Annotated in this window: 6 protein-coding genes; all 6 read right to left on the reverse strand. The window is 43.7% G+C overall.

Annotation, left to right across the window (positions count from 1 at the left end):
• Positions 1-29: 29 nt before the first annotated feature.
• A complete protein-coding gene (locus H6F56_RS13025) occupies positions 30-578 on the reverse strand; it encodes a hypothetical protein (protein ID WP_190668805.1) in 549 nt (182 codons plus the stop codon).
• Positions 579-829: 251 nt separating this feature from the next.
• Positions 830-2,254, reverse strand: coding sequence for a sensor histidine kinase (locus H6F56_RS13030; protein ID WP_190668807.1), 1,425 nt, complete (start codon positions 2,252-2,254; stop codon positions 830-832).
• 150 nt (positions 2,255-2,404) lie between these two features.
• Entirely contained in the window at positions 2,405-3,814 is a 1,410-nt protein-coding gene (locus tag H6F56_RS13035) for an ATP-binding protein (RefSeq protein WP_190668809.1), read from the reverse strand.
• Between the two features lie 484 nt (positions 3,815-4,298).
• Positions 4,299-7,916: a PAS domain S-box protein gene (locus tag H6F56_RS13040; protein WP_190668812.1), complete on the reverse strand. Its 3,618-nt coding sequence runs from the start codon at positions 7,914-7,916 to the stop codon at positions 4,299-4,301.
• A gap of 698 nt (positions 7,917-8,614) precedes the next feature.
• Positions 8,615-9,688: a diguanylate cyclase domain-containing protein gene (locus H6F56_RS13050; RefSeq protein ID WP_190668816.1), complete on the reverse strand. Its 1,074-nt coding sequence runs from the start codon at positions 9,686-9,688 to the stop codon at positions 8,615-8,617.
• A 669-nt stretch (positions 9,689-10,357) separates the two neighbouring features.
• Positions 10,358-12,367, reverse strand: a complete 2,010-nt coding sequence (locus H6F56_RS13055; protein WP_190668818.1) for an ATP-binding protein — start codon at positions 12,365-12,367, stop codon at positions 10,358-10,360.
• Positions 12,368-13,025: the final 658 nt, after the last annotated feature.

The raw sequence follows: 13,025 nt of genomic DNA on the forward strand, positions 1-13,025 counted from the left end.
ATCAACAGCGGCTTTTCTAGCACCCAGCCTTATTGGTAGAAGAAAAGATCGTCCAAAATAAAAGGCGCAGCGGAGAAGAATACCAGCTTGACGATGTTCAAGCCTTTTACTTCTAGCCGATTATGGGGTAGCGGTAGGAACTGCTCTGCTGAAGGTGAAATGCTGTAGGTGACTTGAGTGCTAATCTTCTCGATTGAATCGTTGTTGGCGTCAAAAGCAGTGACAACCACCGGCTTGCTACCCATGACAGACGCACCGGCTGTGTTGAGTGCACAGGGAAATTGAACGGTGATGCCGGTTAAATTCGCCACCGGCATAAGTACCTGTGATCTTGAATATCTTGCCAATGCTGGGTTAGAAGGCTGTAGCGCAATTGCACCGCTAAACCGCACACCCAAGCAGCTGTACTGATTGCTCAGCCCTTCCAAAGCTGTCAGACTCTCAAAATCTAGTTGGATAATTTCTGCCGGCGTTGAGATCGTTTGCCGGTTGCTAGCCGGTAAATTAAAATTTTTCGTTAACTCAGAGGAACCTTTTCCTTGGCTTGGCGAAAGAGGTGGAGACTCAAGAAAAGACACTGCCTCATCCTGCTTTAGAAAGAACACCCAGACATTAGTAAATTAAATCTATTCGATAAGCTACGTCAATCTTTTAACCGGGTTCTTACAATATCTTTAAGCTTGACAAAACTAGCCTTATAAAGCTTTCACAATGTCTAATTTGGCAGCTAAGTTCACAGCGCTAGAGGTCGCTTGTTTAGTGATAGTTGAGATTTAAGGGATAGAGTATCCTGTCAACGGGGCGATACCGGCAAAGAGGTAAACCGTTATCAAATCAAAGGCAACACAATTTCAAATTCTGTGCCGGCATCAGTTGCCCAATCTTCTTCGTTGATGCGATTGCCGGCAGAAACATTTTGTGACAAATCTGTTTGCCCTCTACCGGCAGGCGAATGCAAATAAAACTTTCCGCCATGCTTAGCCGTGATAATCCTGTAACTCACTCCTAAACTTGTTTCTTTTTCTGCCCGTTTTTCTGTCGAAAAAGACTCCAAAATTGTGCGTTGCTTCTGGGGAGATATGCCGGGGCCATTATCAGCAATCCGAATTGAAATTCCGCGCGATTCAGGTGCGTTTGGATCGGGCGAACCTAGACAACAAACTTGAGTGGTAATTTCAATGCGAGGTTTTTGGGTAGGGTTGGGGGGTATGGTTAATCCTGCTCCCCTAAACTCTATGGCAAACTTTTGATTCAGCGACTGATTGATTAAAGCATCAATTGCATTGCTGAGGATATTCATAAAAACTTGGCTCAACTGGCCGGCATAGCAAGGAACCGGCGGCAGATGTCCATAATTTTTGACTACCTCAATTTCCCCACTGAGGCGACTTTTCAGTAGTAACAAAACGCTATCAATGCAAGCGTGTAAATCTGCCGGCTTGGGATAAACTTCATCAATGTGGCAGAAGTTTTGCAGGCTGGTCACTAATGTTTTTAACCGACCCGCGCCGGTTTTGATACTGGAGATCGCTCGCGGCAAATCTTGCTGCAAAAAATCAAATTCAATTTCTTCTTTAAGTTCAGAAATTTCCACCGGCATCGTAGGCAGATGCTTCTCGTAAGCTGACAGCAACTCTAGCAATTCCTGACTGTATGAGGTGACATAAGTTAAATTACCCCAAATAAAACCAACAGGGTCTAAAATTTCGTGAGCGACTCCATCTACCAACCGCCCTAAGCTAGCCATTTTCTCAATTTGAATCATCTGGGCTTGGATGTGTTCAAAACGCACCTGAGTTTCAATGCCACGAATTTGCCAATACGCGATGTTTAATTCATGCACGTTTAACAATTGATAAGCAAGCGGTTCTTTTTTGACGACAATGGGTTCACCCAACAATTCAGGAGATCGCCTCAGCGCTTGCCGCGCCGCTGCCACAACCGGCAGGGTGTCGGGAAGAACTAATACTTCGGTACGGGCGTAGCTGTGAAGAACTGAGAGGGGTTCGTTTAAAAATAGCTCTATTCCGTGGGGACGCAGCAAATATTCCAGCAGGCGCTGCCGCGAGATCATCCCAACAAACTGCCCCTGATCAACTAAAATAGCGCCCGGTAATAGGGGGTACTTTTCAAAAATTTCGGCCAGGGCAACTCCCCGACAGCTTAACTCAACCTGAAAGTCATACAGCGGTAGTTCTCGCAGGATTGACTCTAAACGGAGGTCTTGATAGCTTCCCTCCGATAAGAATGGCATTGAGAATTCAAAACCAGATTCTTTAGGCACAAGGCAGAACTGTTCGCCGGAGTATCCGGACGCATAGACGTTATCAGACCAGAAGCTACAAGAAGCTCTAACCCTTAGCCTATCATTTCATTTGATGCCGGCTGCTGCCTAGAGGGTTACTTATGCGACTAAACCCAAGGGCAATAGGATTTCAAATTCGGTGCCGGTGGTGGATTGGAAATCTTCTGTAACAGTGCGGCTATCTATGTTTAAGGTGTCGTCTTCGCCCGGTTCTAGGGTTCTGGAACACAGATTCAACTTGCCTTGATGTTTTTCTGTGACAATTTGATGGCTAATGGCTAAACCCAAGCCGGTTCCTTTACCCATTGGCTTGGTGGTAAAAAAGCTGTCAAAAATTCGCCCTTGAATTTCGGGGGGAATTCCTGGCCCATTATCGGCAATCCGCACAAATGCCCAGTTTGAGTTTTCGGTTTCTTGAATGCCGGTGGTAATCTCGATTCTGGGTTTCCAAGCCGAGTGAGTGCCTTGGGCTTCGATTTGATCCATTAAAGCGTCTATCGCATTACTGATCAAATTCATAAAGACTTGGCTGAGTTGGCCTGAGTAGCAGGACACCGGCGGCAGTTCGCTATAGTTTTTTACCACTTCTATGTTGTATTTGAGCCGGTTGTGCAAAATTAGCAGTGTACTGTCGATACATTCATGTAAATCTGCCGGTTTGCGCTTCGCTTCATCCATGTGAGAAAAGTTTTGCAGCCCGCTAACAATTTTGGTTAATCGCTCGGCGGATACTTTAATGCTTTCCACAACTTTGGGCAAATCACTGAGCAAGAAATCTAGTTCGATGTCTTTTTTAATTTCTGTAACCGGGGGTGGGGCCGATTTAACTTGTGATTCGTAAGCTGAGACAAGTTTAATCAGGTCTTCAGAGTAATTTGACAGAAATCCCATGTTGCCGCCTATACAGTTGACTGGATTTCTAATTTCGTGCGCCACTTCCGCCACGAGCCGGCCTAAGCTGGCCATTTTTTCTGTCTGCATCATCTGAGCTTTTGTTTGCTCGTTGAGTAAGCGTGAGGTCAATTCGTGAATGTGGGACTGGGCAACGAGCAATTGATGCACGTCTAGAAGCCTGTAAACTTGCGGTTCAATTTCTACGACGATGGGTTCATAAAGTGACCTGGGTGAGCGCTGCAAAGACCTGCGAGCAGCCATAACAATTAAAGTGTGCGCCGGCATCACTAAAACTTCTGTTTCCGCAAAGCGATATAACGTTTTCACCGGACGAGGCGAAAAAAGTTCCAATCCGTAGGGCCGGCTTAAGTGTTCTAAAAAACGCCGTCGCGATATCATCCCCATTAGCTGACCTCCCTCTACCAAAATCGCTCCGGGCAGCAGGGGGTTGTCGGTAAAAGCTTTAATCAATTCTTTTCCCAACTGGTATGATTCAATTTTAAGATCGTGAAGTGTAAGTTCTTGCAGTGTTGACTCTAAACCTAGCGCCGGCATAGAAACTTCAGACATTTCTCGCACTGATAACTCGCAAGGGAATTCCTGTTTGACCAACATCACTTAAATAACTCCTATAATTTTATCCCAGCAAAATGTTACTTCATTTATTTTAGAATCCTCAAATCTTTAAAAAAAACGAAATATTTGGTTAAGCTAAATAATAAATATTTAATAGGTTACTAACCTAAATTTAATCAAAAATTAACCGAGCTTAACAATATAATTATAACTCAATATCTTGAGAGTTTGAATTGAAAGAATTTATAAGTTTATATCAATTAGTAAAATTTTTCTTGCAAAGAACAGACTGGTTGCAGACATTTTCTTATTTAAAACTTCTACTAATGGAAAAATGTTGCTAAAAATGAGAGTTTTTATAGGGCAATTATCTACGCAATGGACTAGCTATAGTCAAGCTAAATATAAGCGTATTAGAAACCAGATAAAGGGAAAATTTCATCAACTCATCTGCAACCTTTTCAAGTTTTAAGCTAAGATATCAAATCAAAATTTTACTTTATTTATCCGCTAAAATCAGCGGCTAGGAAGAGGAGTTGCTCAGGGGGAAGGCCACTGTAAAAATCGTTTGATCGGCAGCACTTTCTACCTGAATCGAGCCACCAAGATGATTCACCAACTTCTTCACAAGCGTTAATCCTAACCCAGTTCCTCCTTGCTGCCAGCGATCAGTTTTTGGCACCCGGTAGAACTTGTCAAAAATACGGGGGACTTCATCGGCGGGAATTTCTACGCCGGTATTATTCACACTCAGATAGATTTCTTCGGCGGCAACACCGGCGCTGACAATGATTCGCTCTCCCGGCGGGGTGTACTTGCAGGCGTTGTTCAGCAACTCCGTTACAATTCGCCCCAAACTGGAAGCATCTGATTTCAGAGCCGGCAGTTCATCACAAATGTTAACTTGCAAAATTTGCTCGTGTTCCTTCACCCGTCCATAAAAAGGTTTGACTAATGCCGGCAGCCAATCTTTTAACTCGATTGTTTCCACAACGTAAGGTTGAGCAGTTGCCTCCAATCGCTGCAAATCCAGCAAATCATTGATTAGGCTAATTTCCCGCTCACACTCTGTCTGCAATATTTGAAAATAGCGAGCCGCTTTACCTCTTTCTGGCTCAGGCTTCGCTAATTCTGCCAAAAAACCATGCTTTTGATTCAGAGCGATTGCCAGCATTTGAATCGCCATTTTCATATTCGATAAAGGCGTTCGCAATTCGTGGGAAACCGTGCTGAGAAATTCATCTTTCAACCAGCTTAGTTTTTGTAATTCTTCAACTTGCGCCCTAGATTCTTCGTAAAGTCTGGCTTGGCGAATCCCGATCGCACACTGATTAGCCACCTGCTGCACTAAACGAATCTCTAAGTCATTAAACACATAATCTTGCTGGTTAAATAACCACAGATCCCCCAACACGCCTTGATCGTCCACAATGGGACAAGCCAAAATTGCTTTATAGCGCACCCAATCAAGGTCAATTGTTTGGACAAACTTGCCTAAGGCACAAAATTGAAAATGCTCGCCTGCCAGCAGTTGCTTGTACACCCCAGGAAAGTTCGCCATCGGCACCACTTTCTCTTCGGGTGCCGGCATTGAGTTTCCATATTCATAGCAAACTGTAGCCGTTGTCTGATCGGCGCTGTACAAAGCAGTATCACAGCACTCAACGCCCAAAACCAGAACCAACTCCTGCACAACAGTTTTTAAAATTTGGCTTTCATCAAGACTATCGCGAACTTTGTCAGTGATCCGTTTCAGCATCGCTTCAAAGTCGAGTGCTTGTCGCAGCAAGCCGGTGCGTTCCCGGACTTGGCGCTCTAATTCCACATTAACTAGGCGCAATTGTTGATGCAATTCTGATTGCTGAATCGCAATTCCTACTTGCGTCGCCAGTTGTTTAAGCAACTCACTTTCTTCAGGAATCCAGCGGCGGGGTTCGCGGCAGTGATGTGCGATCAGCAGTCCCCACAACCGGCAACTAGAACTTGAGGGTTGCGAATTCAGAACTTTGTCTGGATTGTTCATTCTGATTTCGTCATTGAGCAAGATCGGCACCACCAAATTCGCTCTCACCTGAAACTGAAGCAGTAAGTCGATGTGGCATTGGCTCAGATTGCCAGCCTCGATGTTTTCCATCGCTCCAATGCGCCCTTGTTTGTAAAGCTCAACGCATTTTTGAGGAAAGCACGGCGCTTCAATTAACACGCCCTGCATCGCCGGCCAGTTTGCATCACGGGATTCCACCTCCACAACGCCACTGTTATCGGGGTTGAAGCGGTAAATCAGCACCCGATCTGCTGCCAGAAATTGCCGGACTTCCTCCACTGTGGTACTGAGAATGTGCCGAAGGTTCAGCGACTGGCGAATCCGCTGGCTCATTGCTGCGATCAGTCGCTCTCTCTCAGTTTGCAGCCGCAGTGCCTCGTGCGCCTGCCGGCGTGAGGTGATGTCTTCGATGGTACCTTCATAGTAGAGAAACTCACCCGCCGAATTTTTCACTGCGCGTGCATTCTCAGAAATCCAAATGATGCTGCCGTCGGCGCGATAAATTTGAGACTCAAAGTTTGAGACAGACTGCTGCGCCTGCATAGTGGCAATAAACTCGGATCTTCGACTGGGTTGAACGTAAATTTGACGCTCGATGTCTGTCACCTGTGCGATCAATTCTTCCGGTGTTTCGTAACCGCACAGTCGTGCCAGAGCTGGATTTGCACTGATAATTTGCCCGTCTGCTGTTGTCTGGAAAATGCCTTCAATGGCATTATCAAAAATGCTGCGATATTTTTCTTTGGCAATGCAAATTGCTTCTTCCATTTGCTTACGTTCGGTAATATCACGATAAGCGCTTAAAAAAAGCTTTTTATTTTTATATCGTACAACCGAGGTAGAAACTAATAAAGTTTTTTTCACGTCATCTTTAGTTTGAATTGTGGTTTCAATCTCGCGAAATCCGCCTTGGTGTGCAAGTTCTTGAATGCCGGCAAGCGCACAAGCGCGAGCTTGCGAATCGGGATACAGAAGTGAAATAAAATCAGGATAGTGATTCGCTTCTTCTTTGGTATAACCTGTAATTTCCTCCATTTTAGAATTAAAAACTTCAAATCGTCCTTCACCATCACTGACTGTCAATCCTTCTCCAACTGTTTCGATAACAGTTAGCCATGCGCTTGCACTTTCTTGAAGTTCTGTATCTGCCTGTTTGCGTGCGGTAATATCTTCAATAAGTGCAATAAAATATTTAGGTTCCCCTAAAGGAGTTTGAATATTAAAAGATGGATTTTGAATAAAGTCAGAATCTAAAAGTGGAAAGTCATCATTATTTTCGCGTACCAATGAGACCGTGAGCTTAATCGAAGCTGCTGAGCTATCTTTACAAATTAAGCGCTTTTCTTGCGAATAAGCTTGAATTTCTCCAGCTAACAGCGCTCGAATTTCTTCTCGATCTGCGTCTTGATCATCTGGGTGGGTGATGTCTTGAAATGTTAAGGATTGAAGTTCTGCGGCTGTATAATCTACAATATCGCACAACCATTGATTAACCAATTCTAACCGGCCATTAAGTGCGATGTGAGCAATACCAATACTGGCGCATTCAAATGTGGCGCGGAAATGCCGCTCATTTTGTTTGCAATTCATCAGTTCTTCGCAAACAATTAGCATGAGTGGATCTGTGTTGATATTCATTTCAGCTATCAGTCCAATGAGTTTGTAATGCCTGTGTTTTTTTTTCAGGGCAATGGCTTTAACCCAAAGCGACGATCCATCTTTGCAAACCAGCCGGCATTCTCCCTGGGCGACTGGTGCAGATGAGTATAAAAAGGCAGTTCCGAGCGCTTGCATCTTTTCTCGATCATCTGGATGAAAAATGCTAAAAATCGGTTTATCCCTTAATTCAGGAGCTGTGTAACCGAGACAGGCAGCACCCCGCCGGTTGACTGAACGAATGAAGCCGGTGGCAGTTAGGGTAATGTCGATAGATGGGCGGCGTAGAGCTGTTTTTGCGGGTGTCTTTTCCCCTTTACTTTGCTGTGGAGTTATCTCCAGATGTTTGTATTCTGCATAGGAATTTTTTTGCCGCGTCAGTTCAGAAGCCGCTTCACCCTGAGAATTTGCTTGCCTAACCCCTGAAGGATCGGGCATCATGTCGTCTGCCTCCTGCGCTTGATAAGTTTAATAAGTCCTATCATCTTCGTTGTGAGCGAGTTGGGGGATTTTGGGTTGGAGCATGAGTTCGCCCAAACTTCACGAAGTGTTCTTGTCTTGAGGATTATTGCTCTGGCAGCGTCCTGTTGAAGATTTAATTTAATTTGAGCCTTAAAGTTTAAAATGCTATCGGCATTGGCTGCCGGCACGGCCATTTGCTTTTCTTCGTGAGTGAAAATGCTCACCATAATGGCCTTGAATTTTTTTAGTTTAAAGTGCTGAGCTGTTAGTGAGTTGTTAGGCAATGCACCGAATGGCCAGAGTTTACAAACGTTGTCGTCAGAAGAAATCCTGTTTTTCTTTGTTAACAAACAAGAAAAATTTGTCAACAGTAAATATACTGAAGATTATTAATCCTATTACTTGGTTTGATTATATTTAATAATAACTCACGACGCAGGAAAAGAGAAATCCTTCAATCTCAGAGGTGTTTGCAGATGCAGAGCGGCATGAAAAGAGGATGAGATCGCTAAAAATCTCTTGTGTTGAATAGATAATACCTACAGTTACATTTTCAGGGCTATCCTATTTAGATCGTTTATAACAAGCCAGCGCAATTGCTGTGTTAACTGTAAAAAATTAGAAACATCGAGAAGAAACCTGCAACTTTTTTGTGGGGAAACTTTTGGATGCCGGCTTCAGGATCGCGATCCGCCGTCACAGGTTTCAACCACAACCCGATCACGACCGGCAGCTTTGGCTTTATAAAGCGCTTTGTCAGCCACTGCAATCATCCGGGCCGGCATTAGCTCATAACTGGGTACTGTGCCAGCTACGCCACAACTGAGGGTGACGAAGGGGGAAACTCGTGAATTGGGATGAGCGAGCTGCAATTCCCGAATGCTGGCGACAATAGACTCGGCAACCAATACGCCACCAGCAGCGTCTGTATTCGGCAAAATTATCGCGAATTCTTCGCCGCCGTAGCGAGCAACTAAATTAGCGGGTTGCTTTACAGTCTCCCTTAAGGCAACTGCCACCTCTCGCAAACATTGGTCGCCGGCTAAATGTCCGCAGGCGTCATTATAATTTTTGAAAAAGTCAATGTCACAAAGAATTAGTGATAAAGGTGCGCGATCAGAAATTGAGCGTTGCCACTCTGCGTGCAGATACTCATCGAAGCTGCGCCGGTTGGCCAGTTGAGTCAAACCATCCAAACTGGCTAGGCGCTTGAACTCCAGGTTTACTATCTTTAGTTGCTGATAGGTTTGATACAGCAGTTGCGTAGTTTTTTCATGAATTTGTGATTGCGCGACTAATAATTTATGCACATCTAATAATTTATAATCCTGCGGTGTTACTTCAACTACAATGGGTTCATTGAGTAACTCAGCAGGCCGCTGCAATGATTGCTTTGCTGCCTCGACAATATTTGTCTTGATTGGGATAATTAAATTATCTGTTTGAGCGAAGCGATATAAAGAGGTTAGTGATCGATTGCCAAATAATTCTAATCCGTAAGGCCGGCTCAGATGTTCCAAAAAGCGCCAGCGGGAAATCATCCCAACAAACTTCCCCTGCTCTGTCATAATTACTCCAGGCAGCAACGGATTTTCTTGAAACCTGCGAACGGCTTCCTTGCCCAAATGATCAGACTCGACCTGGCACTCCCAAAGCAATAGCTTTTCGAGGGTAGATTCTAAATGGAGAGCGTCAGGACACCCGATCCCTATTGGGGTAGTCGAGAAATCGAATCGAAACCCACTTAACATAATTACCTAGGCTAGCTCAAACTTTTGCTATACAGGCTAAATTTTAATGAATATTTGACTAGGTGTCATTAACTAGAAAAAAGTTCAACTCTGTTGAGCTTTTTTCTAGTAGCTTCCGAAACAGGCATGAAGTTTTTAAAGATTTAGCTTGTTTTTTTCCTAAACTAAAATTTATTCAAAAACTACTTTACCTTTATTTAATATTTAATTTTATTTTTAGACTAGCTTAATATTTTCTTAAATAAATCGATGAGCTACCCTTAACGGTGATAAAAGCTAACTTATTTAAAAGCCCTACCACAAGAAGCCTTTTTCTTTCAAAAACCTAAAATCGGGCTTTCATTTACAAATATAGCCAACCTATTTATGTTTAATTTTTAATAAGATAAATCCTCAATATCTAACTTCCTCATAGCTGCAAGTGAAAAAAGCTATCTTTGTTCCTCCCTCTTGCTCAAAGCATTTTGAGAGGTTTTTGGCAGGTAACTTGACAGCAGACTTGCTTTTATATTTGAGTTGACTCTGCTTTACCTGCCATATTTTCAAACTGTACTGCCCTTAAACCCTGATACGGCAAGTTGCTAATTTTTGTAAGTGTGAAAGGCGGGAAATAATAATTTTTTCCCGCCTTTCACATGACTGTAAAAAATGAATAAAAAGAAGCCAACACTAAAGTGAGATGCTGGACTCTTCAGACACTCTTGCTGAAAGCTTTACCGGCTGCATGGGAATCTCAATTAAAAACTCTGTTCCTTGCAGGGGAGTGGAAACACACCTTAATTGACCCCCATGTTTTTCAGTAATAATTTGAAAACTGATCGATAGCCCTAAGCCGGTTCCTTTGCCGACCGGCTTCGTTGTAAAGAAAGGATCAAATAACCGTGTTTGCACTGAAGCTGGTATGCCTATTCCGTTGTCAGCAATTCTAATAATAATGCGCGAATTTTCTAGCAATTGCGTACAAATTTTAATGTATCCTGTATTTTTTGTCATAGATGCTTTATTATTTGATTTCGACAGATAACCCCCTGCGAATGACTCGTCTAAAGCATCAATGGCATTGCTAAGAATGTTCAAAAATACTTGATTGAGCTGTCCTGCGTAGCATTCCATACACGGCAGGTTGCCATACTCTTTAATCACTTGAATCGCTGGACGATCTGGCTGTGCCTTTAGCCGATGTTCCAAAATCATGATAGTGCCATCAATGCCTTCGTGGATGTCTGCAACCTTTTTCTCAGCTTCATCCAGACGCGAGAAGTTACGCAAACTGCGAACAATACTGTGAATACGCTCTGCACCGGCTTGCATCGAAGATAACAGCTTTGGCAAATCTTGAATCAAGAAATCCAGATCAATTTGCTTGATCGTTAATTGAATGTCTGACACCGGCTGGGGATAATGTTGTCGGTAAAGTTCCAGCAAATACAACATATCTTGGAAATACCGGCGGGCGTGAGGTAAGTTGCCTTGGATGAAATTAATGGGATTATTAATTTTATGAGCAATGCCGGCAACAAGATGCCCCAAACTTGACATTTTTTCACTGTGAACCAGTTGAGTTTGAGCCTGTTGCAATTCATGAAAAGTTTGCTCTAAATGTTGCGCCTGCTGTCTCAACTGTTGGGATGTGCACTGCAATTGTGCATTTGTCTGATAAAGCCGCTCTTGAGCCTTTGCGCGTTCGATGCGAGCACCTAGAATGCGGCAAGCGGCTTGAACTAAGTCTTGTTGAGAGGCATCTTGAATGCGCTGAAAATCAGGGGATTCAAGAGCGATAACCCCGATAACCGTACCATCTGTAGCAGGAATTGGAAAAATCCCAATCTGACCTGTTGGCGCTTGATGAAATTCCGCAACAGCATTCAGATGAGGGGGGCAGTCCTTGATGAAGGTCGGCTGAGCAGTTTCTACCACCTGCCAAAACAGTGCCTGACTTTTGGGGATGCCCCGATGTTGTACCGGCTGTGTTATGCCGGCAGTTTCACAATTGCTTGCCACAAATTCAGCAGCGATCAAATTGCTCAGCGGGCAAGCTTGACAGTCTTCCCCGCCATCAATCACCTGCACGTTTCCCGAGGCGGAATTCGTTACTTTAGCGAGGTATTCTAGGGCAAACTCAGCAATTTCATTTAAATTGCTTGAGCTTTGCAATAATTCAGTCAAATTTAACAAAAAAGACAGCCGTTCAACTTCAGCTTGCAACTGCTGCTGACTGGTAACATCGACCAGCAACCCATTCCAAAAAATATTACCGTTCGCCTGCAATGAAGGCTGCGCGTCCCACTGAATCCATTTCATTTGCCCGGAGGGTAAGATAAACCGCCCAACCCACCGCCACACTTCCAGACAGTCGCCGGCATTGGAAATCGAGTCATAGAATTCTGGCCGATCATCTGGATGAATCATGGAGATCAGGGTTTCAGTATCCGACTCCATTTCCCTACCGTCCACCTCAAAAAAGTCCTGAACGCTAGCACTCAAGAAAAGGAAACTGAGAGAACCATCTTGACGCTGCAAAAATTGATAAATCAGTCCCGGTACACTTACGAACAGATACGGAGATTTTTGCTCACGCCGGCACAGGGGTTTCTCGGGGCGACAGCATTCGGTTTCTGTCCGTTCCGGAGGTGCTTGAACAGCCGAAAGGCCATGATTGTTGAGTATTTCACGAGTCATGGAGTTGTTTTGTTCCCTAACAGAGAAGGCTGTACTTTGTTGAACAATAGGCTGTCTTAGAACTTACGCAGTGACCTAAAGCCACAGGATAGGTTCATCTCACTGAATGTCGCGCACTACAACGCTTGATTAAGTTAAAAGACGATTTATTTAAAACTCTCTGGAGAATGTTCTCTGACAAACAACCCCAATGAAGCGAGGCTCGTTAATTTATTTTACAGTGTAGCTTGCCTCAGACCTCAATTTCTACGTTTTAAGAGAAAATTAGAGGGGTGTTTAAACTGGTGATCACTTTTTTTAGTTAATCCTGATGCCTCTAAGCGTACATCTATCTGTAGGGCTATTATTTCCTTGTGTCGATGGTTACATTAGCGAATAAAGTGAGCAATTATCTGGTGAAACTTTCAATACGCATCCCGACATATTTTTTTTTATTTTAACTCTCTTAGCCGGTTAAGTTCCCGAATAACTGTGTAAAAAGATACAACTAAGGAGTAGTGACTTACTCAAACAGGTGTACTATAATACCTTTAAGGTAACTGGAAGCCAGCTACTCTAATTTATAACTTAATAAATTTTTAGTCGCTCAAGCCCTTCTTATTCCCCAAGCTTCAGAATTTAGGGCAGTCAAGGCTATTATAACCACATCAAACGGGAA

The organism is Microcoleus sp. FACHB-672, from assembly GCF_014695725.1.
Classification (GTDB): Bacteria; Cyanobacteriota; Cyanobacteriia; order Cyanobacteriales; family Oscillatoriaceae; genus FACHB-68.